This window comes from Roseateles sp. So40a (assembly GCF_048081605.1).
Taxonomy (GTDB): Bacteria; Pseudomonadota; Gammaproteobacteria; order Burkholderiales; family Burkholderiaceae_C; genus Roseateles.
Genome location: NZ_CP182288.1, coordinates 784,196 through 806,986 on the forward strand (window position 1 = coordinate 784,196; position 22,791 = coordinate 806,986).

A 22,791-nucleotide genomic window follows, 5' to 3' on the forward strand; every position below is an offset into this window, starting at 1 on the left:
TTGCGCGCCCTGCGCGGCGCGTGTCCCCCTCGTCCTTCTTCAGCCCCGGACAGCCCATGAGCACCACCCCGCCCGTCCACGACGCCGATCTGAGCCACATCCCGCCGCGCGACAAGGCGGAGCTGCTGTCCCAGGCGCTGCCCTACATCCGCAAGTACCACGGCAAGACCATCGTCATCAAGTACGGCGGCAACGCGATGACCGATCCCGCCCTGCAGCAGGACTTCGCCGAGGACGTGGTGCTGCTCAAGCTCGTCGGCCTGAATCCGGTCGTCGTCCACGGCGGCGGCCCGCAGATCGAGGACGCGCTCAACAAGCTCGGCAAGAAGGGCCACTTCATCCAGGGCATGCGCGTCACCGACGCCGAGACGATGAGCGTCGTCGAATGGGTGCTCGCCGGCGAGGTGCAGCAGGACATCGTGGGCCTGATCAACGCCGCGGGCGGCAAGGCCGTCGGCCTGACCGGCCGCGACGGCGGCATGATCCGCGCCAAGCAACTGCGCATCACCGACAAGGACGACCCGGCCAAGGAGCACGACATCGGCCAGGTGGGCGACATCGTCAGCATCGACCCCAGCGTCGTGAAGGCGCTCCAGGACGACCAGTTCATCCCGGTGATCAGCCCCATCGGCTTCGGCGAGAGCAACGAGAGCTACAACATCAACGCCGACGTCGTCGCCGCCAAGCTCGCGACGGTGCTGCAGGCCGAGAAGCTGCTGATGCTGACCAACATCCGTGGCGTGCTCGACAAGCAGGGCGACCTGATCACCGACCTGACGCCCCGTCGCATCGACGAGCTGGTCGCCGACGGCACCATCAGCGGCGGCATGATCCCCAAGATCGCCGGCGCCATCGATGCGGCCAAGAGCGGCGTCAACGCGGTCCACATCATCGACGGCCGCGTGCCCCACGCGATGCTGCTGGAGCTGCTCTCCGAGAAGGCCTACGGCACGATGATCCGCTCGCATTGAGCGGCGCCCATCCCTTCGGTGGATGACCTCCCCCCGTGCGAGCCCCCTCCAAGTGAGGGGGCTCGCGCTTTCGGGGGTGAGGCCCGTCCCCCAGGGGCGGGAGCGCGGTTTGCCTTGGGCGGGTTCGGTGCCGCGGAGATGGTCGAAGGTCATACCACTGCAAGCTGGGGATTGCCGCTGAAACACGCGACATCCCAGAATGCGACCCGCAGCGGCTCCATAGCCGTAAGGGATTGCATGTCACTGTTCAGCGTCTTGATCGTCGAGGATCAGCTTCGTTTCCGCGAAGCGTTCGCCCATGCCCTGGAAAAGGCGCCGGACATCCGTCTGGTGGGCATGGCCACCGATCTCCAGCAAGGCCGGAAGATGTTCGACCAGACGCGTCCCGACGTGCTGCTGGTCGACCTGGACCTGCCCGGCGGGAGCGGCATCGAGCTGATCCGTCACGCCGCCCACGTCGCGCCCGAGTGCGAGGTGATGGTCATCTCCGTCTTCGGCGACGAGCAGCATGTGCTCTCCAGCATCGAGGCCGGCGCCACCGGCTACCTGCTGAAGGACTCGCTCGCGCTGGACCTGCCGGGGCAACTGCGCTCGCTGCGCGCGGGCGGTAGCCCGATCTCGCCAGTCATCGCGCGCCGGCTGCTGCTGCGCCTGGCGCCGCAGGGCGCGGGCGCCCATCCGCGCGGATTCGGCGACTCCGCGCCGATGCCGCTGGTCGATGAGCAGGTCGTGGCGCTGTCCGAGCAGGAATCGCGCGTGCTGCACCTGGCCGCCAAGGGGTTCACCTTCGACGAGATCGCGCAGTTCATGAATGTGTCGCCGCACACGATCATGACCTACGTGAAGCGGACCTACCGCAAGCTGCAGGTGCGCTCCAAGGTCGAGGCGATCTACGAGGCGCGCCGCCTGGGCTGGTTGCGCGACTGACGCACGCTTCGCTCGGAACGTACATCGTCCGGCATCCGCGTCGGGCGGGTGAGCCGGCTGTGCCAGAATCGCCGCACACTTCGGCCCCTCCCATGCACACCAGCCCCTCGGACACCCCGGACGCCGCCGCCAAGGCGGAGTTGCCGCGCAAGCGGCTCAAGCCGGGCGAGCGTCGCGTGCAGATCCTGCAGACGCTGGCCAGCATGCTGGAGCAACCCGGGGCCGAGCGCGTGACCACCGCCGCGCTGGCCGCACGGCTCGAAGTCAGCGAAGCCGCCCTGTATCGACATTTCGCCAGCAAGGCGCAGATGTTCGAGGGCCTCATCGAATTCATCGAGACCAGCATCTTCTCGCTGCTCAACCAGATCGCCGAGCGCGAGACCGACGGCCTGGCGCAGGCGCAGCGCATCGTCGCGGTGCTGCTGCAGTTCGGCGAGCGCAATCCGGGCATGGCCCGCGTGATGGTCGGCGATGCGCTGGTCTACGAGAACGAGCGCCTGGTCGCGCGCATGAACCAGTTCTTCGACAAGGTCGAGTCCGCGCTGCGCCAGGGCCTGCGGACCGCCGCCGAGGCGTCCGGCTCCACGACGCCGACGGTCGAGGCGCAGGCGCAGGCCTCGGTGCTGGTGAGCTTCATCATCGGCCGGCTGCAGCGCTACGCGCGCTCGGGCTTCAAGCGTCTGCCCACCGAGCAGCTGGATGCGGCGATGCGAATGCTCGCCTGAGCATTCACGAAGCGTCGCGAGGGCCGCAGCGCGCGTCGCACCCGCCAGCGCCTCGCGGATCGCCCCGACGCCGCGCGGGCCGCGCCTACACTCGACGGCATGTCCGATGCCCTTGATGCCCTGACCGCCGTGCTTCAGCGCGCCGACGCGCTGCTGAACCGCCTGGAGGCCGTGTTGCCTCAGCCCCTGACGCCGCCCGACTGGAGCGCCGCCGTCGCCTTCCGCTACCGCAAGCGCGGCGCGAGTGCGCGGCTGGAGCCGGTCCGGCACCTGTCGGCGATCCGGCTGGGCGACCTCAAGGAAGTCGAGCCGCAGAAGGAACGCCTGCTGCGCAACACCCGCCAGTTCGTCAGCGGCCAGCCGGCCAACAACGTGCTGCTGACCGGCGCGCGCGGCACCGGCAAGAGCTCGCTGATCAAGGCCTGCCTGAATGAATTCGCCGACCAGGGCCTGCGGCTCATCGAGGTCGACAAGGCCGACCTCGTGGACCTGCCCGATCTCGCCGACCTGGTCGCCGACCGTCCGGAGCGCTTCGTGATCTTCTGCGACGACCTCAGCTTCGACGAGGGCGAGGCGGGCTACAAGGCGCTGAAGTCGATGCTGGATGGCTCCGTCGCCGCGGCCACAGACAACCTGCTGATCTACGCGACCAGCAACCGCCGGCACCTGCTGCCCGAGCAGATGAAGGACAACCTGGGCTACACGCACAGCGAGCGCGACGGCAACGTCGAGGTCCATCCGGGCGAGGCGGTCGAGGAAAAGATCTCGCTGTCCGAGCGCTTCGGGCTGTGGATCAGCTTCTACAGCTTCAGCCAGCAGGAATACCTGGCGATCGTCGCGCAGTGGCTGTCGCATTTCGGCCTGGACGCCGCGCGCATCGAGGCCGCGCGGCAACCGGCGCTCGTGTGGGCGCTGGAGCGGGGATCGCGCTCGGGCCGCGTCGCCTATCAGTTCGCCCGCGACCTGGCGGGCCGCGGCACCGGCGACGCCCCGCCCGCGGGGACGACCGCCAGAGACACCGAAGCGCCGGAGGGCCTGGACCATGTCTGATCAGCAGCAAGCCAACGCGCACAGCCCGGTGGGCGCCACGGACCGGGTGCCGGTCGATGTCGCCGTCGGGGTGCTGGTGCGCCGCGAGCCCGGCGGCCGCGAGACCGAATTCCTGCTGACCTCGCGCCCCGAGGGCAAGGTCTATGCGGGCTACTGGGAATTCCCGGGCGGCAAGCTCGAGGCCGGCGAGACGGTGGAGCAGGCGCTGCGCCGCGAGCTGCACGAGGAACTGGGCATCACCATCGGGGGCGCCCATCCGTGGAAGATCGAGCTGATGGAGTACCCGCACGCCAAGGTGCGGCTGCATTTCTGCAAGGTCTACGACTGGTCGGGCGACTTCGAGATGCGCGAGGGCCAGGCGATGAGCTGGCAACACCTGCCGGTGCAGGTGCAGCCGGTCCTGCCGGGCACGATCCCGGTGCTGCAGTGGTTCGCCGCGGAGCGCTTCCATGTCGGGCTCACCCATGTCGTCTGAGCGCCCGGGCGGCGCGGACTACACTGCCGCGATGGACTGGCTGGAACAGATCAAGTGGGACCGCGACGGGCTGGTGCCCGTCATCGCGCAGGAGCAGGGCTCGGGCGACATCCTCATGTTCGCGTGGATGAACCGCGACGCGCTGGCCCGCACCGCGGAGCGCGGCGAGGCCGTCTACTGGAGCCGCTCGCGCCAGAAGCTCTGGCACAAGGGCGAGGAATCCGGCCACGTGCAGCAGGTCCACGGCATCCGCCTGGACTGCGACAACGACGTGGTGCTGCTCACCATCACCCAGCACGGGCATGAGCCCGGCATCGCCTGCCACACCGGCCGCCACAGCTGCTTCTTCCAGAAGCTGCAGGACGGGCAGTGGACGGCGGTCGAGCCGGTCCTCAAGGACCCGGCGACGATCTACAAGGCTTGAGCGTCATGGACCTCCCGAACGCCCCGACCGCCCCGGACCCCTCGGACATCCCGGCCACGCCGATGTCGCCCGACAGTCCTTCACCCGCGGTCACCGCGCCGCCGCCCGCGCCCCGCCACGCCGCCGACGTGCTCGCCCACCTGGGCGATGTCGTCGCCCAGCGCCGCGCCGAGGGCGATCCCGACACGAGCTACGTGGCCAAGCTCTTCGCCAAGGGCCTGGACCAGATCCTCAAGAAGGTGGGCGAGGAAGCGACCGAGGTCGTCATCGCCGCCAAGGACGGCGCGCCCGACAAGCTGGTCTACGAGGTCGCCGACCTGTGGTTCCACTCGATCGTGGCGCTGGCCGCGCTGGACCTGCGGCCCGAGCAGGTGCTGGCCGAACTGGCCCGCCGCGAGGGACTGTCCGGCCTGGAGGAATTCGCCCGCCGAGGCCACCCGTGAGATTCCGCGATCCCGCGATGCCCCAAGACAACGAGGAGCGTGCATGACCCAGACCTTCGAACCGCAGACCCCGCAGTCGCCCGACGTGATCCTCGATCCGCAGCGCGAGGCCAGCCTGCGCTCGGTGGGGGTGATCAGCTACGTGCTGCACGCGATCGTCGCCATCGGCGCGCTGCTGCCCGGCGTGCAGGCCAGCATCGTGCTGCTGATCGTGGCGGTGATCGTCGACCTGGTGAAGCGCGACGAGGCGGCCGGCACCTGGCAGGCCACGCATTTCTCGTGGCGGCTGCGCAGCGTGCTGTGGTGCGGCGTGCTGTACGTCGTGACGCTGCCGCTGTGGTTCCTGTTCATCATCCCCGGCTGGATCGCCTGGTGCCTGATCTCGATCTGGTTCCTCTACCGCATCGTGCGCGGCTGGCTGGCGATGAACGACCGCCGGCCCATGCCGGTCTGATATCCGGTCTGATCCGCCGTCTGATCCCCGTCCGACCTGAGCTTTCTCGAGCGTTCCCATGAGCCACGACCCCAACTGCCTGTTCTGCAAGATCGTCCAGGGCCAGATCCCGTCCAAGAAGGTCTACGAGGACGAGGACATCCTCGCCTTCCACGACATCCATCCCTGGGCGCCGGTGCACTTCCTGCTGATTCCCAAGCAGCACATCGTCAGCATGGCCGACCTGCAGCCCGAGCACGCGCCGCTGATGGGCAAGATGGCGGTGCTGGTGCCGCGGCTGATGAAGGAACTGGGCGTGACGAACGGCTTCAGAACCGTCGTGAACACGGGTTCGGATGGCGGTCAGGAGGTCATGCACCTCCACATGCATGCGATCGGGGGCCCGCGCCCCTGGTTGAAAGGCTGAAGAACGGCCCCAACTGACGCGCCGTCAGCCGCGCGGCTCCCGGATTCCCAAGGGTGAACCTCGGTAGGTGTTCGCTCATCGGTTGGTATCGGCGACGTGAGTCGTTGATGCGGGAGCGGGGTGGCGCAGTTCCGCAGACTGCCTGTCATGGGCGCCCCTTAGAATTTCGACTTCGACTCTGGAGAATGTCATGGGTAGTTTGAGCATCTGGCACTGGCTGATCGTGCTGGTGGTGGTGATCGCGGTGTTCGGCACCAAGAAGCTGCGCAATGTCGGCGGCGACCTGGGCGCCGCGGTCAAGGGCTTCAAGGACGGCATGAAGGACGGGACGTCCGACACGCCGCCGCAACAGGTGGCCAACGCCAACAAGGCGGCTGATCCGAACACCGTCGACGTCGACGCCAAGCAGCGTCACTGAGCGCGGCGCGCATGGTCGATTTCGGCTTCGACAAGCTGGCGCTGATCGGCGTCGTGGCGCTGGTCGTGCTCGGTCCTGAGCGTCTGCCGCGCGTGGCCCGCACGGTGGGCACGCTGCTGGGCAAGGCGCAGCGCTACGTCGCCGACGTGAAGGCGGAGGTGAACCGGTCCATCGAGCTGGAGGAACTCCAGAAGATGAAGGGCCAGTTCGAGACCGCCGTCAGCGATGTGCAGTCCAGCGTGCAGGAGCATGTGGACTCGGCCAACCAGTCCTTGCAGTCGACCTGGTCGGACCTGTCGGTGGACGGCACGACCGCCGAGGGCGGCCTGATCGGCGGATATGCCGGACCGGTCCCGGTCTATGCGCATCCGAAGAAGAACTGGCGCCTGAAACGCGGCGCGACACCGGTCTGGTACAAGCAGCGGCAGGGCGTCAGACGCCATGCCCAATCCGGCGCGGCCCGCGTGGCGCGCTTCCGTCCCCCTCGCCGAGCCCCATGAGCAGCCCCCAAGAAGACGAACTGGCCGGCACCGAACAGCCCTTCGTGTCCCACCTGATGGAGCTGCGCGACCGGTTGATACGGGCGCTGCTGGCCATCCTGGCGGCCTTCGTGCTGTTGTGCATCTGGCCGGGCACGGACGGTCTGTTCGACCTGCTGGCCAAGCCGCTGGTGGCGCACCTGCCGCAGGGCGGTTCGTTGATCGCGACCAATGTGCTGTCGCCCTTCCTCGTGCCCTTGAAGGTGACGCTGCTGGCCGCCTTCCTGCTGGCCCTGCCGGTCGTGCTGTATCAGGTCTGGGCGTTCGTCGCGCCGGGGCTGTACTCGCACGAGAAGCGGCTGGTGATGCCGCTGGTGGTGTCCAGCACGCTGCTGTTCTTTGGCGGCGTGGCGTTCTGCTACTTCTTCGTCTTCGGCAAGGTGTTCACCTTCATCCAGAGCTTCGCGCCCAAGAGCATCAGCGCGACGCCGGACGTCGAGGCCTACCTGGGCTTCGTGATGAACATGTTCATCGCCTTCGGCGCGGCCTTCGAGGTCCCGGTGGTGGTGGTGGTGCTGGCGCGCATGGGCATCGTGTCGGTGCCGCAGCTCAAGCAGTTCCGCGGCTACTTCATCGTGCTGGCCTTCGTCATCGCGGCGGTGATCACGCCGCCGGACATCGTGTCGCAACTCGCGCTGGCCATCCCGATGTGCCTGCTCTACGAGGTCGGCCTGTGGGCCGCCGGTGCCTTTGCCCGCTACAGCCGCAACCCGAATGCGGAAGCCGACAGCGAAGAACACAAGGAAACGACGGCCGGGTGATCCTCCCGCCCCAAACAAAAATGCCCGGTGCGTCGCACCGGGCATTTTTCATTGGGCGGTCGCTACTGCGATCGCCATTGCGATCGCTCGGCGATTACTGCGTCTTCGCTTCAGCCTTGCGTTCCTGCGCGACCTTGGAGACCGCGACCGGCTTGCCTTGCAGCTGGTTCAGCGCCTGGCGCAGCGGGAAGTCCTCGGTGGAGCCGAATTCGGGCAGCGGCTTGGGCGGCTCGGCGCGCTTGGCGTAGTCGGCCTCGAGCTTCTGGCGGCGCTCCTCGCGGATCTTCTCGAGTTCCTTCGAGCGCGTTTCCTCCGACTTCTCGTCGGCGCTGGCCAGGTGCTTCTCCAGGTCGGCTTCGCGCGTGCGCAGCTCCGCGAAGATGTTGCCCTCGGCGGTCTCGTCCAGCGGGATGTCCGGGATGATGCCCTTGGCCTGGATCGAGCGGCCGCTCGGCGTGTAATACCGCGCGGTGGTCAACTTGACCGCGGTCTCCGGGCCCAGCTGGCGCACGGTCTGCACCGAGCCCTTGCCGAAGGTCTGCAGCCCCATCACCGTGGCGCGCTTGTGGTCCTGCAGCGCGCCGGCGACGATCTCGCTGGCCGAGGCCGAGCCTTCGTTGACCAGCACCACCATCGGCACGTTCTTGATCGCGTCGGGCAGGCGGCGCAGCGGATCGCCGGAGCCGCGGCGGGCGTAGAAGTCGGGATCGGCGCGGTAGCTGGCCTTGGACTCGGCGAGCTGGCCGTTCGTCGACACCACCTCGACGCCCTTGGGCAGGAAGGCCGCGGAAATCGCGACCGCGCCCTCGAGCAGGCCGCCCGGGTCATTGCGCAGGTCCAGCACGACGCCCTTGATCTTGGGGTCCTGCTTGTAGAGCTCGGCGAGCTTCTGGCTGAAGTCCTCGACGGTGCGATCCTGGAACTGGCTCACGCGGATCCAGGCGTAACCCGGTTCGACCATCTTGGCCCGCACGCTCTGCACGCGGATTTCCTCGCGCGTGATGGTGACGGGGAAGGTGCGGCTTTCCGACTTGCGGTAGATCGACAGCGTGACCTTGGTGGCGGGTTCGCCGCGCATCTTCTTGACCGCCTGGTCGAGCGTCAGGCCCCGGACCGCGCTGTCGTCGATCTTGGCGATCAGGTCACCGCTCTTGAGACCGGCGCGGAAGGCCGGGCTGCCCTCGATCGGGGAGACGATCTTGACGAGGCCGTCCTCCATGCCGATCTCGATGCCGACACCGACGAACTTGCCGGAGGTGCTCTCGCGGAATTCCTTGAAGCTCTTCTTGTCGAAGAACTGGGAGTGGGGATCCAGGCCGCTGACCATGCCGGAGATGGCATCGTTGATCAGCTTCTTCTCGTCGACGGGCTCGACGTAGTCGGACTTGACGATGCCGAAGACGGCGGCGAGCTGTTGCAATTCCTCGAGCGGCAGGGGGCTGGAGGTGCTGCGGGCATTGGCCTGCAGCTGCATCGTGGTCATCACGCCGGCCATCGCTCCCAATGCGACCCAGCCCGCGACTTTCAGTTTGGCGCCCATGATGAAAAACCTTGAATCAGTACAGCCTGGCTGCTTGGCGCCGCTTGCCCGTCCCTGTTGCGCGGGACGGAACAAAGGCGTTCCCAGTATATGCGTCGGGCAAAAAGCCGGCCCGGCGTGAGACGGCCGTTTACCCCTCATTTACGCGTGTCGCGCGCAATGGTGGCGCTTTGGGCAGGCGCTTGCGATGGCGTGCGCCACAAGGCGTGACTTCCGGCAGGGGCGTCGCCGCGCGGGGATGCGGCCGGGCACGCTCGGTGCCATGATCGGTGGATCCGCGCCAGCCGCGGCGCGAGCGAAGCGCCGCAATCGCCCGCCCATCAGGAGGAGTTCCATGGCCTTGCCGCATGCCGCCCCCGCCCAGCCGATCGATGTCGCGCCGCTGGGTGCCGCGCTGACCGGGACGCCGTCCTCGGCGCTGTTCAAGTCCCAGGGCCTGGAGGTCCTGCGGCTGGTGCTGCCGCAAGGCAAGTCGCTGCCGCCGCACAAGGTCGACGGCGAGATCACCGTGCACTGCCTGGAAGGCGAACTCGAGCTGAGCGTGCAGCGCGACGGCGCCGAGCAGCTGCACCGCCTGAAGGCCGGGCAGCTCTGCTATCTGGAGGGTGGGGTGGTGCACGGCGTGACGGGCGTCGTGGACGCGTCCGCGCTGGTGACCATCGTGCTGAAGCGGACCGCCGCGTGAAAGCGTTGGTCCCTCCGACAGGAATCGAACCTGTATCTGCCGCTTAGGAGGCGGCCGTTCTATCCATTGAACTACGGAGAGCCCGCGTGAACCGGCGTCAGTGGCGCCGGTCCGCGAAAGCGGCGGATTCTCGCATGGAAGAACGTGACGGCCGTCACTCCCAAGCCGCGCCCGATCACTCCCCGGTCACTCCCCCCGTCACTCCCCCCGTCACTCCCCCCGTCACTCCCATTTCCACTGCCAGATCACGTCCAGGCCCTGCTGGTACTCGTTGGCTTGCGCCCGCAGCGTGAAGCGCTGCGCGAGTTTGTAGATGACCTGCCAGGACCCCGTCGTCGCGTTCAGTCCGCGCTCGTAGGCGACGAACACGTTGCGGCTCACCTGCTTGCCCAGCCGCACCACCGTGCCGCGCGCGTCGTCGCCTTCGCCGCTGAACGACAGCTCGTCCAGCCCGATGTTGTGGATCAGCTTGTCGCTGGCGCTCTCGCCGTCCCCGCTGATCAGCGCCATTGCCGCGCGCTGCATCAGCGCGGTGTCGCTGCGGCCCAGGTTGTCCGGCGAACGACCCAGCACCAGCCACGACAGCTTGTTGGTCTCGCTCATGTCCGGCTCGGAGTACAGCCGGATGCGCGGGCTGCTGGCGGTGCCGGTAACGGTCACGCCCACGCGCACATCCTCGTTCTCCATGCCGGGGCGGATCGCCAGCACGTCCAGCCGCGGGTTGTCGAGCGGACCGACGAAGCTGAACACGCCGCGCTCGACGATGAGCTTCTGGCCGTACGCGTTGAAGGTGCCGCCCTCGCTGCGGACCTCGCCGGTCATCTGCGGCCGCGCCTGCCCGTCCTGCGCGAGGTGGAGCAGGCCGCGCAATCTCGTGTCGATGCCGTAACCCTTGAGCTGCAGCCGCCGGCCGAGATCGACGTCGAGGTCGAGCTTGAGCCGCATCGGCTTGCCGCTGCCGTCGACGGCCTTGGGCGGCGCGCTCTGCCGCACCACCTGCACGTCGCTGTCGAGCTGCGGCGCGTCGCCGCGCGAGAAGTCGAAGAGCCCCTCGACGACGACGAACTGGCCCTTGAGGTCCAGCAGCTGCGCGCTGGCCTTGAGCTGCGCCGCGCCGGTGGCGACCACGCGGCGGTCCACGCGCTGCAGCAGGGCGAAGGTGTCGGCCTTGAGCGCGAGCTCCGCGCTGGGCGACGCGCCGAAGCGCAGCGTGCCGTCCAGGCTGACCGTGCCGTTGCCGGCGCGGGCGGTGAACTTCTCGAGCTTGGCCTCGCGCCCGCTCATCGTCAGCAGCAGCTCGCCTTGCTGCATGTCCACGCCCAGCAGCGGATTGCGCAGCGAGAGCTTCTGCGCGCCGGCCTGACCGCGGACCTCGGGTGCGCCGAGCGTGCCGCCGAAGTTCAGCGTCGCGGCCAGGCTGCCGCCCAGGCGCCAGCCCGCGGGCAGCCACGGGCCCCAGTTGCCCATGTTGTCGACCTTCGCCTCGATGCCGCCCTCGAGCTTGGCCGCCGGCGTCGGCAGCGCATGCGGACCGCTGGTGCGGAAGGTCAGCGCGCCGCCGACGGCGCCCATGTTCTCGCCGGCCACCCCCTGAATCAGATGCCACACGCCCTGGTCGGCGATCACGCCCAGGCGCAGGTCGGTCAAGGCCAGGCGCTGCGTGCTGACCTCGTCGGTGACGGTGAGGTCGCCCCGCGTGCGCTCGATCATCGCGTCCACCGTCAGCCCGCGCGCGTCGCGCCGCGACTTGAAGCGGCCCTCGACCTGCAGGTCGCCGCCCCAGCCGAAATCGGGCTGCAGCTTGTTGAGCACCGGCGCGGCGGCCAGCGGCTCGAGCGACGCCTGCACGTCCCACTCGCCCGCGGGCAATGAGGGCTGCGCCGACGCCTGCCAGGCCATGCGGTCCCAGCGCAGACCGGCGCCGAGCAGCTCCATGCGTCCCGGCGCCAGCGTCGCCTGACGCGGTTCCAGCGCGGGATCCAGCCGCAGCGCCAGCGCCAGCGGGCCGGCCTTGAGCAAGGGCGTGGCCTGCTGGCTGGCCTCCAGCGCCATGGTCAGGCCGCGCGCCTGCCAGTTGCCACCCTGGCGCCAGGCGCGCAGCGGATCGGCATCGAGGCTGCCGTCGAACGCGATCCGGGCGCGCGCGCCCTGCGGATCCAGCGGCACCGTCTGCGCCAGCGCGGAACCGGGCGCGCTGGCCGATTGCGCGCGAGCGACGACCTTGGTCGCGGTGGGCTGGGTGAGCACCGGCGGCAGCGGCACCTGACCGTGCGTCGTCAGCGTGAGGCGGTGTTGCGCCCAGCTGCCCGAGACCTCGAGCTGCAGCTCATCCAGCCGCGTGCTCTGCTGTGGCAGCCGCAGCTGGCGCAACTGCGTGGTCCACGCCAGCTTCGCGTCCTTGAGGCTGGACAGCGACCACTGGCCCGAGCCGCTGTCGAGCTGCAGCGCGGGCCGGCTGCCGGAATTCGCCGGCAGGCCCGGCACGCCGGACAGGCCGAATCCGGACACCTGCCATTTGCCGTCGCTGCCGTACTGCGCCTGGCGCGCGCCGGGCTGGATCAGCACGACGGTGGCCTGCGCCTGCGCGGCGCCGACGAGGGTCGCCTGCGGGAACCGCGCGCGCAACATCGGCTGCAGCGACGCGAGCTTGGGCGCGTTGAGCTCGACGGACAGGTCGATCTGCTCGCGCCGCGACGACGCGCTGATGCGGCTGCGCGCAGTGAGCGTCGCGTCGGCGAGCTTCAGGTCGGCGAGCAGGTCGGGCGCGGCCGAGCCCTTGCGGGCGTAGCGCACCTGACCGCTCAGCGGCAGGCCTTGCCATTGACTCGGTTGCAGGTCGAGCGCGGCCTGGCCCTGCGGCCAGAGGCTGCCCTTGAGCGATTGCAGCGAGGCCGACAGCCGGCCGTTGATCGCTTGCGGCAGCGCGCCGGCGGGCACCGGTTCGGGGCTCAGGCGGCGCGGATCCAGACCCGCCACCGACGCTTCCACACGTGCCTTCCAGCCCTCGGCCAGGCTGAGCGCCTCGCCCAGCGTGAACTCGCCCTCGGCCTGCAACGTCGCCGGGCCGGACTTGGCCCGCAGGCGCTGCAGCGTGATGGACTGCGTGCGGAGCTCGGCGGCGAGCGCGACTTCCATCGGCGCCTGCAGCCCGCCCTGGCCCAGCTGTCCGGCCAGATCGCCCTCCAGGCGCAGGGCCTGCTGCGCATCGGCCTTGGCGATGCTGGCAGCCGTGGACAGCTTGAGTTCCCCGCGGGCCTGCACCAGCGGCCAGCGCGCGTCGATCTGGCGGCTGTCCAGGCCGGTGAGGCGCAGCGTCAGCACGCTGCCGTCAGCCTGGCTGGTCTGCCCGACCGCCTGCACCCGCCCGCCGCCCGCCAGTCGCGCGTCCAGCCGAGGCAGCCGCAGCCGGGTCCAGTTCGACGGATCCAGCAGCAGGTCCAGTTCCAGGCCGCGCAGCGGCAGCCGGTCCTGGTCGAGCCGGCCCGGGGCGTCGTTGTCCAGGTCGGCCTTGACGCTGAGCGACTTGTCGGCGTCGGGCGTCATCGTGACCTTGCCGGTCAGGCCGGTGCGGGGCACGCCCTCGGTGCCGGGCAGCAGCGCGGCGAGGTCCAGGTCCTTGGCCTGCGCTTCCAGCTGCGCGATGGGGAAGGTTGCGAAGGCCTGCAGGCGCGCCTGCACCTGCAGCCGCTGCTTCGCCGCCTCCAGCGATCCCTTGAGCGAGAGATCCGCCAGCGGACCGTTCAACGCGAAGGGCGCGCTCCAGGGCAGCTCGCCGGTGGGCTGGCTCAGCGTCCAGCGGCTGGCGAGCGTCAGCTGGTCCTGCGTGGCGATGCGGGCCTCGCCCGCGAGGGTCAGCTGTTGCCAGCCGAGCGCGCTCACGGTCAGCGCGTGCTGCTGGCCGCCGTCGGTGCCCAGTTGGGCGCTGCCGCGCAGGCCGCGCAGCGGCTGGTCCAGGCCCGGCACGACGACCTCATCGATCTGCAGGTCCGCAATCGAGATCGCCACCGGCGACAGCAGGCTCAGCGGCGGCTTGGCGGGTTCGGTGCTCGCGCTGGGCGCGAGCTGAACGCGCAGCCGCGCGACGGCGAGCCGGTCGGCCTGCACCTCGCCCCACAGCAGCGGCGATCGGTTCCAGGCCAGCCGCACGTTGCGCCACTGCAGCCGTTCCAGCACGACGCGGTCCTCGGTGCCGGGCAGCACCAGCTCGGCGCGGTCCACGTCGAAGTCGCCCAGCAGCCGGCCGCGCGCGTTCTGCAGCGACAGGCCCGGCACCTTGGCCAGCACGTAGGCGGTGCCGCCCTCGGTCTTGAGCGCCCAGGTCAGCGCGAGCAGCAGCACGCCCACCAGCACCGGCACGGCCAGGAGCACCCAGAGCAGGCCACGCGCGGCGCGGCGGCGCCGGGACGGCGCCGCGGCTGACGTCGGCGCAGGCGCGGTCCGGGCCGCGTCGTCGGGGCCGGCGGAGGAGGGGAGATCGTCGCGGGGCTCGCTCATCGCTCGCTCATCGGATTACAGGCTGATCGCCACGCTGAAGTGCAGCCGCCACTTGTCGACCAGGTTGCCCTTGGCGAAGTCGAAGCGCAGCACGCCGACCGGGCTGCGGTAACGCAGGCCGGTGCCGTAGGCCCAGGCGGGGTGGTAGTCGCCCCAGTTCTGCGCGGCCTGGCCGGCGTCGAGGAACACCGCGCCCATCAGCTGCGGGATGCGCGGCGTGAGCGGATGCGAGACCTCGACGCTGCCGTTGAGCAGCACCCGGCCGCCGGTCTGCGCGCCGGTGGAGTTCACCGGGCCGAGGTCGTTGTAGCCGTAGCCGCGCACGCTGTCGTCACCGCCGGTGCGGAAGCGCAGCGCCTCGGGCAGGCCCAGCTTGCCCTTGGCCAGGATCTGGCCGCCTTCCAGCCGGCTCGAGAACAGCCATTTCCCCGACAGCGGCGAGTACCAGAACACCTTGCCGGTGGCGCGCGCGAACGGGCCGTTCTTCTCCGACGAGCTGTCGGCCCAGCCGCCGCCCACCGTCATCGTGGCGCTCCAGCCCTTGGTCGGCAGCACGCGCGAGTCCAGCCGCCGCCAGGTCATCTGCTGGTTCAGCGACACCGCGCCGGCCACGGTGGTCGGGATCTGCGGCTTGTGCTCCCACGCGCGCAGCACCTCGACGTAGGTCAGCCGGTCCTCGGGCTCGGTCTCCTTGGCGTAGCCGAGCCGGGTGCTGAGGTTGAGGTTGACCTGGTCGTTGTCGTCGATGCGCTCGACCTTCACCAGCGCCAGGCTGCGCTGCATGTTGGGCTGCGGGTGCGAGCTGATCTCGGTGTCCAGCGCCTGGCGCACGCGCGACAGCTCGAGCTTGCTGCGCTCGCGGATGTTCAGCCCGAAGGGCTTGCGGTGCGTGTATTCGATGCTGGTGCTCGGGCCGTCGACGGTCCGGTAACCGACGCCCAGCGTGACCTGCTGGCGCGCGGCCTCGCGGATCTTCACCGTGACGGGCACCTCCACGCTCTCGGCGCCGGGCGGCGGGGTGACGCTCTCGGGCTGGATCTCGACGCTGGCGCTGTCGAACAGCTGCGTGCCGAGCAGCCGGTCCTGGAAGTCCAGCAGCAGCTTCTCGTTGTAGGGCTGGTGCAGCTGGTAGCCGGCCAGGCGCCGCACGCTTTCCTCGGGCTGGTGCTTCAGGCCCTCGACGGTCAGCTCGCCCAGCGTGAACAGCGGGCCGCTCTCCAGCGTCACGGCGATGTCGACCTGGTTGTCGTCGGCCTGCACGACGGCCTCGCTGTGGGTCATGCGCGCCAGCGGGTAGCCCTGCGCGCGGGCCCGCGTGAGCAGCGCGTTCTTGGCCGCGGCCCAGTCGCCCTGGCTGAAGCCGGTCTGCGGCGGCAGCAGCCAGCTCTGCGTGAGCGTGCGCTGCAGCGCGACGGCGAGCTTGTCGCCGCGCTCGGCGGTGGTCTTGAGCGGGCCCTCGAGGCGCAGGTCCATCTGCCGGACCAGCGCGCGCGGGCCGGTGTCCACGATCAGGCGCAGGTTGCGCACGCCGTCGGACAGGTCGCCCACTTCCTCGGTCCGGACCTTGGCGTTGAAGTAGCCGGCGGTCTCCAGCAGCCGCGTGGCCTGCTCGGGCGCGACGGCGGCCAGCCGGCGAAGCTCGGCGGCCGTCAGGCGCATGTCCTCGGGCGTGTCGCGGAAACGCGCCAGGTCCAGGTGTTCCATCAGCAGCGTGCGCAGCTCGGGCGGCGCCTCGATGGTCAGCTCGTAGGCGGAGATCTTGCGCGTGGTCGTGACGTAGGGGTTGTTGACGTCCGCCTCCTCGGTCGCGGCGACCTTGAGCTGAGCCTTGCGCTCGGTGGGCAGCAGCGAGCAGCCGCCCAGCAGCGCCGCGGCCACGCCCAGCGCCAGCAGGCGGGTCAGGCGTCGCGAGACGGGGACGAGGGGGGACGTCGGGATCGAAGCCGTCATCGGTTGAGCACGCGCATCGCCTGTTCGAGGCCGCTCATCGTGAGCGGCATCATGCGTTGCTGCATCAACTGCTGGATCAGCGAGATGCTCTGGCGGTACTGCCAGACCCCGGCCGGTTCGGGATTGATCCAGACGTGCTTGTTGAAATGGCTGGTCAGCCGCTGCAGCCATTCGGCGCCGGCTTCCTCGTTGTTGTATTCGACGCTGCCGCCGGGCTGGAGGATCTCGTAAGGGCTCATCGTGGCGTCGCCGACGAAGATCAGCTTGTAGTCGCGGTTGTACTTGTGGATCAGGTCCCAGGTCGAGGTCTTCTCGCTGAAGCGGCGCCGGTTGTTCTTCCAGACGAAGTCGTAGACGCAGTTGTGGAAGTAGAAGAACTCGAGGTGCTTGAACTCGCTCTTGACCGCGGAGAAGAGTTCCTCGACCCGGTGCACGTGCTCGTCCATCGTGCCGCCGACGTCCATCAGCAGCAGCAGCTTCACCTTGTTGTGGCGCTCCGGGATCATCCGGATGTCGAGCATGCCGGCGTTGGCGGCGGTCTTGTGGATGGTGTCGTCCAGGTCGAGCTCCAGGTCCGAGCCCTCGCGCGCGAAGCGGCGCAGCCGGCGCAGCGCGACCTTGATGTTGCGGGTGCCCAGCTCGATGCCGTCGTCGTAGTCCTTGTACGCGCGCTGTTCCCAGACCTTGACGGCGCTGCGCTGGCCGCCGGGGCCGCCGATGCGCACGCCGCGCGGATTGACGCCACCGTTGCCGAAGGGGCTGGTGCCGCCGGTGCCGATCCAGCGGTTGCCGCCCTCGTGGCGCTCCTGCTGTTCCTCCAGCCGCTGGCGCAGCGTGTCCATCAGCTCGTCCCAGTCCAGGGCCTTGAGCTGGGCGAGCTGCTCGGGCGTCAGCTCGCGCTCGAGCTGCTTGGTCAGCCATTCCTGCGGCAAGGCCTTGAACAGGTCGCCCATCAGCTCGACGCCCTTGAAGTAGGCGGCGAAGGCGCGGTCGAACTTGTCGAACAGCGCCTCGTCCTTGACGAGCGCGGTCCGGGCCAGCGCGTAGAACTTGTCGATGGTCGGGCCGGTGCCACCGTCGCCGGTGTCGTCGAGCACGCCCGCCTTCATCGCCTCGAGCAGCGTGAGGTACTCCTTGACGGAGACGGGCAGTTTGGCGGCGCGCAGCGTGTAGAAGAACTGGATCAGCATGGGCCTCCCCCTGAACTCCGGGGCATCCGGGCATTATCCATGCCGAGGTGAGGTGCGAGAGGCGTAGCATCGGCGCCAAGCACGGGTCCGCGGTCGCGGGACCGCGGAGCCTCCAACGTTGGGATCGGGTGCATGAATCTCGGGCAGGACAGCGGCGACGAGAACGCTGAAGTCGAGGCGATGTTGCAGGCGCTGTACGGCGCCATCGGCGAGGAGCGCGGCCGCTGGGTCGGCAGCTATCAGAACTACCGGCTGACCAGCGCGTTCCAGCCGGTGTACAGCTATCCGCATCGGCGGCCGGTCGGTTATGAAGGGCTGATCCGCGTCGAGGACGACCGCGGCCGGCCCATCACGCCGGTCACCGCGTTCGAGGGCGTGGGCAGCTTCGACCAGCAGGTCTGGCTGGACCGCCTGTGCCGCCTGCTGCACGTGCACAACTTCGTGTCGCAGCAGCAGCCCGACTGCTGGCTCTTCCTCAACATCCATCCGGCGGTGTTCATGCACGCGGCGCTGCAGGTCCGCATGCTGGCGCGCGCGGTCGAGGTCGTGCATCAGCTGGGCCTGCCCACGCACCGCCTGGTCTTCGAGGTCACCGAGGACGTGATGGCCCGCGACGACAGCTTCGAGGAGGCCGTCGAGGCGGCGCGCGCGACGGGCTGCCTGCTGGCGCTGGACGACTTCGGCGTCGGGCATTCCAACTTCGACCGCATCTGGCGGATCCGTCCGGAGATCGTCAAGCTGGACCGATCGCTGCTGAAGCGCTCGCGGACCTCGCGGCGCATGGCGCGGGTGCTCTCGCAGATGGTGGCGCTGCTGCACGAGTGCGGCGCGCTGGTGCTGCTCGAGGGCATCGAGACGGTGGAGGACGCGCAGCTGGCCATGGACGCTGACGTCGACCTGGTGCAGGGTTTCGCGTTCGGGCATCCGGCACCGTTCCTGCGGGACGGGGAGGGCGTCTCCGCGCTGGAGGACGTCTGGGGACTGTTCAACGAACGCCAGGCGCAGCTGCGCCGGGACCACCTGGACCGGCTCACGCCGTTCCGCACCGCGCTGGCGCTGTCGCTGCAGCCGCTGCAGCAGGGGCGGACGCTGGTCGAGGCCTGCCAGCCCTTCCTGAAGCTGGAGGGGGCGCAGATGTGCTACCTGCTCGACGAGGACGGTCGCGAGCTGGGCGCGCGCGCGGTGCCGGCGTCGGGGCCGGCCGAGATCGACCCGCGGTTCCTGCCGATGGAGCGCGCCGGCGACGCGCGCTGGGCGCGGCGTCCGTACTTCCGCCGCGCGGTGGAGAAGGTCGGCGAGATCCAGACCACGCGGCCCTATCTGAGCCTGCACGGGGCCAGGATGTGCGTGACGGTGTCCGTCGCGTACTGGCAGGACGGGCGGCTGCGCGTGCTGTGCGGCGACCTGGACTGGGATGAGGTCTAGGTCTGACCTGACCTGACCCTCGGCCTCGCCACGAGGCGCAGGGGACGCAAGCCCTGTCCCCGGGCATCGGACTTGCCAAACCTCATCGGCTTCCACTCCGATGAGGTCCACGGGGCCGCCACCCTGCCGATGTACCGCTTGTTGACGATGCTGGCCGCGATGGCCATGGGGGCGGCATTCGCCCATCCGGCGGTCGCGGCCGTCTCGAACCCTTCCTCCGCTTCCACCGGACTGGCCGCCTGTTCCTGGGACCGGCCGGGACACGACAGCTTCATGGGCGACGTGCCCGCGGCCGTTGATCGCTACACGGACATCGCGCCGGCGGTGCGCGAGCGGCTCAAGGCCCGGATGCGCGCGCATGACTACGACGATGTGGTCGAGATCTCGCGAGACCGCATCTCGGGCAACGCCGACTACGAGCCCGGCATCCGCGACATGCATTTCGGCCAGGGCCGCGTGTGCGGCACCGTCAGTCGCGCGGGCTGGATGGAGGACCATCGCGAACGCGCGCTCGTCTATTGCGAGGGTCAGGACTGCGTGATGGTGCCCACGGTGTGCCGCAACGTCAGCCGAATCGCGCGCGTGCCAGGCAACGGGGGCGGCGGCGCCCGGCCGCCGGGCGACGATGAACTGCTCTTCGATCCGCCGGGCGCGGGCGCTCCCGCGCCAGTGCCCGGGGATGCGCCGGCGCCGTTGTCGACCTTGCCGCCGTCGCCGCTGACCGGTGTGCCGACGACACCGCCGGGTGCCTTCGTGACCCCGCCGCGCGTGGCGATCGGGCCGCCCTCGACGGGCGCGCCGCCGACCGGCCTGCCGACACCGCCGATCTTCGTGCTGCCGCCCGCGGTGACGGAACCGCCGCCGATCGTGGTGCCGCCGGTGGGGCCGCCCGTCGCGCCGCCGATCGCTCCCGTTCCCGAGCCCTCGACCTGGGCGATGCTCGCGGCCGGACTCGGGATGCTGGCGTGCTGGATCAGGCGCTCGCGGACTTGCGCGAGGTCTTCTTGGCCTTCGAGGCCTTGGCACCAGCGCCGTCGTGGCGCTTGAGCCAGCCGAAGAACTCGCCGTACCAGAGCTTGGAGTTGCGCGGCTTCATGACCCAATGGTTCTCGTCGGGGAACCACACCAGCCGCGCGTCGATGCCCTGCGCCTTGAGCGTGTTGTAGTAGGCCAGGCCCTGCGCATCGGGGACGCGGTAGTCGAGCTGCCCGTGGATCACCAGCGTCGGCGTGTTGAAGTGCTGCGCGTAGCCGATGGGGCTCTGCGACGCGACCTTCGCCGGATCCTTCCAGTAGGCGGTGCCCAGCTCCTTGGCGTGCCAGAGGTAGGCGTCGTTGGCGTACATCGCCGTCCAGTCGTAGCAACCGGCATGGCAGACGTAGGCCTGGTAGCGTCCCGCGGGCACATGGCCGTTCATCCACGCGACCATGTAGCCGCCGTAGCTGCCACCGGTGGCGAAGACGCGTTTCGCATCGGCCCAGGGCTGCTTGAGCAGCAGGTCGGTGGCGATCTCCACGTCCTCGAGCTCGAGCTCGCCCCAGCGGCCGGTGATCGAGTCGGCGAAGCGGTGACCGAAGCTCGAGGAGCCGTGATAGTTCACGCAGGCGACGACATAACCCTCGGACGCCATCGTCTGGTGGTTCCAGCGCCAGTGCCAGCTGTCGCCCATCGCGGTGTGCGGTCCGCCGTGGATCAGCTGCATCAGCGGCGTCTTCGTCCTGGGGTTCTTCTTGCGCGGATCGAAGCCCGGCGGGTAGTAGAGCCACATCTGCACGAGCTCGCCGAGCGCGCCCTCGTACCAGAGCTCCTCGACCTCGCCCATCGCGAGCTCGGCCAGCGCCGCGTCGTTGAAGGACTCCAGCGGATGCAGCAGCTGCTCGTCGGCCTCGCCCTCGTGCTCGACGACGGACACGCGCGGCGGGAAGGACGCGCTGTCGTGCAGCACCACCAGCGTGCCGGCTTCCAGCGCGAAGGCGCCGATGTTGCCGCCCTCGCACAGCGGGAAGGCGGCGAGCGTCTTCACGTCGAAGCGGTACAGGTGGCGGCGGCCGCGGTCCTCGGCGCAGAACAGCACGCCCAGGTCGTCCTCGTCCCAGCGCAGCGGCGCGGCGACCTCCTGGTCCCAGTCCTCCGACAGCACGGCCCAGCTGCCGTGCGTGTCCAGCACCGCGAGCTGCTGCGGCATCGTGTGCTTCAGGCCCTGGTGGCAGGCGATGAACGCGATGTGCTGGCCGGCGTGGCTGTACACCGGCGCGACCAGGTCCCAGGCCGGCTCATGCAGCAGCACCTGCACGCGGGCCGAGCGCACGTCGACCTCGGCCAGCGCGTTGCGGTGCTCCAGCGTCTTGGGCGTGTTGGGATCGAAGCTGAAGACGATGCGCTTGCCGTCGGGGGAGATGTCGAAGGTGTCGGCATCGGGCTCGGCGCGGCTGAGTTCGTAGTCGGTGCCCTCGAACAGGTCACGCACCTTGCCGCTGTCGATGTCCACGACATGCAGGTGGGGCACGCGGCCCATTGGCAGCGAGTGATCCCAGAATCGATAGAACCCTTCCTCGGTCACGTAGGCCGATTCCTTGCGGTCCTTCTCGGCCTTGCGGCGCTCGGCCTGCGCGGCCTGTCCCTTGAGCGCGGGATCGACCCAGGACACGAAGGCCAGGCGCTTGCCGTCGGGGAACCACTTGAAGGACTCGACACCGAACGGCAGCCGGGTCACGCGGCGCGCCTCGCCGCCGTCGGGCGGGATGACGTAGAGCTGCGGCGCCTCGTCCTTGTCGCCTTCCTGGTCGCGGCGCGCGACGAAGGCGATGCGGTCGCCTTGCGGGCTCCATCGCGGCTGGCCGTCCTTCTCGCCGGCGGCGGTCAGCGCGCGCGGCTCGCCGCCCAGCGTCGAGAGCAGCCACAGCGAGGTCGCGCCCTTGTTCTTGTCCATGTCGTGGCGCGTGACCGGCACGACGGCCTGCGCGCCGTCGGGCGACAGGCTGGGCGCGCCGATGCGCGCGAGCGCCCACAGCGCGTCGACGTCCAGGCGGCGCGCGCCGGGCTTGGCGGAGGTCTTCTTCTTCACGGCAGGCATCAGGCGCTCCGGGGTTTGTCGAGTTGCCACTGCAGGTGGGTCTGGATGGTCGGCCATTCGGCCGCGGTGATGCTGTAGACGGCGGTGTCGCGCAGAGTGCCGTCGGGCATGCGCAGGTGCGAGCGCAGGATGCCGTCGAGCTGCGCGCCCAGGCGCTCGATCGCGCGGCGGCTCTGCGTGTTCAGCCGATGGGTGCGGAACTCCACCGCGATGCAGTCCAGCGTCTCGAACGCGTGGCGTAGCAGCAGGAGCTTGCACTGCGTGTTCAGGCCGCTGCGCTGGCACGAGGCGCGTGTCCACGTGGAGCCGATCTCCACGCGGCGGTTGACCGCGTCGATGTGCATGAAGGTCGTCATGCCGGCGGCGCGGCCGGTGGCGTCGAAGACCGTGAACGGGTTCATCGAGCCCGCGTCGCGCAGCGCCAGGCGGCGTGCGATCTCGGCGCCCATGCGCTCGGGCGCGGGGACCGAGGTGTACCAGAGCCGGTCGAGCGCGCCGTCGGCGGCGGCCTCGGCCAGCGCCGGTTCATGCGTGGGGGAGAGCGGCTCGAGCCGCGCGTGCGGACCGGCCAGCGTGACCGGCGCGGTGAAGGAGAGGGGCGCGCTCAACGCTTCGGACCCAGCAGCAGGCGGCGCATCACCACGCAGGTCACCCCCATGCCCACGAGGATCGTCAGCAGGCCCAGGACCTGCGGCGTGCCCCAGCCCGGCGTGAGGAACTCCCAGCCCAGTGCGCGGCCGGCCAGCAGGCCGATCACGCCGCCGCCGACGAATCCCAGCGCGTCGGCCAGCGACTTGCGCCAGGCGGTGTTGAAGTCTTGGCTCATGAGCTCGTGTCCTCG

General features: G+C 69.7%; 22 protein-coding genes and 1 tRNA gene. 15 read left to right on the forward strand and 8 right to left on the reverse strand.

From position 1 onward, the window contains the following. The first annotated feature begins 56 nt into the window (after positions 1–56). The 12 genes from argB to tatC all read left to right on the forward strand — a co-directional run bounded on the left by argB (position 57) and on the right by tatC (position 7,593). Complete coding sequence (gene argB / locus ACNI65_RS03625) at positions 57–971, forward strand: acetylglutamate kinase (RefSeq protein WP_416761246.1); 915 nt, start codon at positions 57–59, stop codon at positions 969–971. A gap of 237 nt (positions 972–1,208) precedes the next feature. Next, positions 1,209–1,898: a response regulator gene (locus tag ACNI65_RS03630; RefSeq protein WP_067276757.1), complete on the forward strand. Its 690-nt coding sequence runs from the start codon at positions 1,209–1,211 to the stop codon at positions 1,896–1,898. A 92-nt stretch (positions 1,899–1,990) separates the two neighbouring features. Continuing rightward, a complete protein-coding gene (slmA, locus tag ACNI65_RS03635; RefSeq protein WP_416761248.1) occupies positions 1,991–2,623 on the forward strand; it encodes a nucleoid occlusion factor SlmA in 633 nt (210 codons plus the stop codon). Between the two features lie 99 nt (positions 2,624–2,722). After that, complete coding sequence (locus ACNI65_RS03640; RefSeq protein ID WP_416761249.1) at positions 2,723–3,673, forward strand: ATP-binding protein; 951 nt, start codon at positions 2,723–2,725, stop codon at positions 3,671–3,673. Then, positions 3,666–4,148 (forward strand): NUDIX domain-containing protein, encoded by a 483-nt coding sequence (locus ACNI65_RS03645; protein WP_416761250.1) that lies wholly within the window; start codon positions 3,666–3,668, stop codon positions 4,146–4,148. The genes ACNI65_RS03640 and ACNI65_RS03645 overlap by 8 nt, the downstream gene beginning before the upstream one ends. 31 nt (positions 4,149–4,179) lie before the next feature. After that, on the forward strand, positions 4,180–4,572 hold the full coding sequence (hisI, locus tag ACNI65_RS03650) for a phosphoribosyl-AMP cyclohydrolase (RefSeq protein ID WP_416763560.1): 393 nt from the start codon (positions 4,180–4,182) through the stop codon (positions 4,570–4,572). Positions 4,573–4,634: 62 nt separating this feature from the next. Then, on the forward strand, positions 4,635–5,015 hold the full coding sequence (locus ACNI65_RS03655) for a phosphoribosyl-ATP diphosphatase (RefSeq protein WP_416763561.1): 381 nt from the start codon (positions 4,635–4,637) through the stop codon (positions 5,013–5,015). A gap of 43 nt (positions 5,016–5,058) precedes the next feature. Further along, complete coding sequence (locus tag ACNI65_RS03660) at positions 5,059–5,469, forward strand: DUF4870 family protein (RefSeq protein WP_416761252.1); 411 nt, start codon at positions 5,059–5,061, stop codon at positions 5,467–5,469. A 58-nt stretch (positions 5,470–5,527) separates the two neighbouring features. Then, complete coding sequence (locus tag ACNI65_RS03665) at positions 5,528–5,875, forward strand: histidine triad nucleotide-binding protein (RefSeq protein WP_416761253.1); 348 nt, start codon at positions 5,528–5,530, stop codon at positions 5,873–5,875. Between the two features lie 190 nt (positions 5,876–6,065). After that, the gene (tatA, locus tag ACNI65_RS03670; protein ID WP_416761254.1) at positions 6,066–6,293 is read left to right on the forward strand and encodes a Sec-independent protein translocase subunit TatA; all 228 of its coding nucleotides are present in this window, start codon (positions 6,066–6,068) and stop codon (positions 6,291–6,293) included. 11 nt (positions 6,294–6,304) lie between these two features. Then, the gene (tatB, locus tag ACNI65_RS03675) at positions 6,305–6,793 is read left to right on the forward strand and encodes a Sec-independent protein translocase protein TatB (RefSeq protein WP_416761255.1); all 489 of its coding nucleotides are present in this window, start codon (positions 6,305–6,307) and stop codon (positions 6,791–6,793) included. Further along, entirely contained in the window at positions 6,790–7,593 is an 804-nt protein-coding gene (gene tatC / locus ACNI65_RS03680) for a twin-arginine translocase subunit TatC (protein WP_416761256.1), read from the forward strand. Before tatB ends, tatC begins: the two co-directional genes overlap by 4 nt. 94 nt (positions 7,594–7,687) lie before the next feature. Here tatC and ACNI65_RS03685 read toward each other — a convergent pair whose 3' ends face one another. After that, positions 7,688–9,133 (reverse strand): S41 family peptidase, encoded by a 1,446-nt coding sequence (locus ACNI65_RS03685; protein WP_416761257.1) that lies wholly within the window; start codon positions 9,131–9,133, stop codon positions 7,688–7,690. A 334-nt stretch (positions 9,134–9,467) separates the two neighbouring features. Here ACNI65_RS03685 and ACNI65_RS03690 point away from each other — a divergent pair, with 334 nt between their 5' ends. Then, positions 9,468–9,818 carry a cupin domain-containing protein gene (locus ACNI65_RS03690; RefSeq protein ID WP_416761258.1) on the forward strand — a complete coding sequence of 117 codons (351 nt, stop codon included), beginning with the start codon at positions 9,468–9,470 and terminating at the stop codon, positions 9,816–9,818. A 6-nt stretch (positions 9,819–9,824) separates the two neighbouring features. On the opposite strand, the gene ACNI65_RS03695 is transcribed toward ACNI65_RS03690, so the two are convergent. From ACNI65_RS03695 to ACNI65_RS03710, 4 genes are all read right to left on the reverse strand, one after another. After that, positions 9,825–9,899, reverse strand: a tRNA-Arg gene (locus ACNI65_RS03695). 141 nt (positions 9,900–10,040) lie between these two features. Beyond that, positions 10,041–14,312, reverse strand: coding sequence for a translocation/assembly module TamB domain-containing protein (locus ACNI65_RS03700; protein WP_416761259.1), 4,272 nt, complete (start codon positions 14,310–14,312; stop codon positions 10,041–10,043). A 15-nt stretch (positions 14,313–14,327) separates the two neighbouring features. Then, positions 14,328–16,262, reverse strand: a complete 1,935-nt coding sequence (locus tag ACNI65_RS03705; protein ID WP_416761260.1) for an autotransporter assembly complex protein TamA — start codon at positions 16,260–16,262, stop codon at positions 14,328–14,330. After that, entirely contained in the window at positions 16,259–17,452 is a 1,194-nt protein-coding gene (locus ACNI65_RS03710) for a vWA domain-containing protein (RefSeq protein WP_416761261.1), read from the reverse strand. Before ACNI65_RS03710 ends, ACNI65_RS03705 begins: the two co-directional genes overlap by 4 nt. A 132-nt stretch (positions 17,453–17,584) precedes the next feature. On the opposite strand from ACNI65_RS03710, the gene ACNI65_RS03715 reads away from it, so the two are divergent. Continuing rightward, the gene (locus tag ACNI65_RS03715) at positions 17,585–18,877 is read left to right on the forward strand and encodes an EAL domain-containing protein (protein ID WP_416761262.1); all 1,293 of its coding nucleotides are present in this window, start codon (positions 17,585–17,587) and stop codon (positions 18,875–18,877) included. A 72-nt stretch (positions 18,878–18,949) separates the two neighbouring features. Beyond that, entirely contained in the window at positions 18,950–19,924 is a 975-nt protein-coding gene (locus ACNI65_RS03720) for an MHFG family PEP-CTERM protein (protein WP_416761264.1), read from the forward strand. Here the strand turns inward: ACNI65_RS03720 and ACNI65_RS03725 are convergent. The 3 genes from ACNI65_RS03725 to ACNI65_RS03735 are packed head-to-tail and all read right to left on the reverse strand — an operon-like array spanning position 19,851 to position 22,776. Beyond that, positions 19,851–21,950: a S9 family peptidase gene (locus tag ACNI65_RS03725; protein WP_416761265.1), complete on the reverse strand. Its 2,100-nt coding sequence runs from the start codon at positions 21,948–21,950 to the stop codon at positions 19,851–19,853. The two genes, ACNI65_RS03720 and ACNI65_RS03725, sit on opposite strands and share 74 nt — an antisense overlap. Then, positions 21,950–22,558 (reverse strand): GNAT family N-acetyltransferase, encoded by a 609-nt coding sequence (locus ACNI65_RS03730; RefSeq protein ID WP_416761266.1) that lies wholly within the window; start codon positions 22,556–22,558, stop codon positions 21,950–21,952. The genes ACNI65_RS03725 and ACNI65_RS03730 overlap by 1 nt, the downstream gene beginning before the upstream one ends. Beyond that, a complete protein-coding gene (locus ACNI65_RS03735; RefSeq protein ID WP_416761267.1) occupies positions 22,555–22,776 on the reverse strand; it encodes a hypothetical protein in 222 nt (73 codons plus the stop codon). Before ACNI65_RS03735 ends, ACNI65_RS03730 begins: the two co-directional genes overlap by 4 nt. Between the last annotated feature and the right edge of the window lie 15 nt (positions 22,777–22,791).

Bases quoted from the DNA above. Each gene is read 5' to 3' on its own strand.
- slmA (WP_416761248.1), top strand. From the start codon at position 1,991: ATGCACACCAGCCCCTCGGACACCCCGGACGCCGCCGCCAAGGCGGAG.
- ACNI65_RS03725 (WP_416761265.1), bottom strand. From the start codon at position 21,950: ATGCCTGCCGTGAAGAAGAAGACCTCCGCCAAGCCCGGCGCGCGCCGC.
- tatB (WP_416761255.1), top strand. From the start codon at position 6,305: ATGGTCGATTTCGGCTTCGACAAGCTGGCGCTGATCGGCGTCGTGGCG.
- ACNI65_RS03685 (WP_416761257.1), bottom strand. From the start codon at position 9,133: ATGGGCGCCAAACTGAAAGTCGCGGGCTGGGTCGCATTGGGAGCGATG.
- ACNI65_RS03710 (WP_416761261.1), bottom strand. From the start codon at position 17,452: ATGCTGATCCAGTTCTTCTACACGCTGCGCGCCGCCAAACTGCCCGTC.
- ACNI65_RS03700 (WP_416761259.1), bottom strand. From the start codon at position 14,312: ATGAGCGAGCCCCGCGACGATCTCCCCTCCTCCGCCGGCCCCGACGAC.
- ACNI65_RS03665 (WP_416761253.1), top strand. From the start codon at position 5,528: ATGAGCCACGACCCCAACTGCCTGTTCTGCAAGATCGTCCAGGGCCAG.
- tatC (WP_416761256.1), top strand. From the start codon at position 6,790: ATGAGCAGCCCCCAAGAAGACGAACTGGCCGGCACCGAACAGCCCTTC.
- tatA (WP_416761254.1), top strand. From the start codon at position 6,066: ATGGGTAGTTTGAGCATCTGGCACTGGCTGATCGTGCTGGTGGTGGTG.
- ACNI65_RS03690 (WP_416761258.1), top strand. From the start codon at position 9,468: ATGGCCTTGCCGCATGCCGCCCCCGCCCAGCCGATCGATGTCGCGCCG.
- argB (WP_416761246.1), top strand. From the start codon at position 57: ATGAGCACCACCCCGCCCGTCCACGACGCCGATCTGAGCCACATCCCG.
- ACNI65_RS03640 (WP_416761249.1), top strand. From the start codon at position 2,723: ATGTCCGATGCCCTTGATGCCCTGACCGCCGTGCTTCAGCGCGCCGAC.
- hisI (WP_416763560.1), top strand. From the start codon at position 4,180: ATGGACTGGCTGGAACAGATCAAGTGGGACCGCGACGGGCTGGTGCCC.
- ACNI65_RS03660 (WP_416761252.1), top strand. From the start codon at position 5,059: ATGACCCAGACCTTCGAACCGCAGACCCCGCAGTCGCCCGACGTGATC.
- ACNI65_RS03645 (WP_416761250.1), top strand. From the start codon at position 3,666: ATGTCTGATCAGCAGCAAGCCAACGCGCACAGCCCGGTGGGCGCCACG.
- ACNI65_RS03655 (WP_416763561.1), top strand. From the start codon at position 4,635: ATGTCGCCCGACAGTCCTTCACCCGCGGTCACCGCGCCGCCGCCCGCG.
- ACNI65_RS03705 (WP_416761260.1), bottom strand. From the start codon at position 16,262: ATGACGGCTTCGATCCCGACGTCCCCCCTCGTCCCCGTCTCGCGACGC.
- ACNI65_RS03715 (WP_416761262.1), top strand. From the start codon at position 17,585: ATGAATCTCGGGCAGGACAGCGGCGACGAGAACGCTGAAGTCGAGGCG.
- ACNI65_RS03735 (WP_416761267.1), bottom strand. From the start codon at position 22,776: ATGAGCCAAGACTTCAACACCGCCTGGCGCAAGTCGCTGGCCGACGCG.
- ACNI65_RS03630 (WP_067276757.1), top strand. From the start codon at position 1,209: ATGTCACTGTTCAGCGTCTTGATCGTCGAGGATCAGCTTCGTTTCCGC.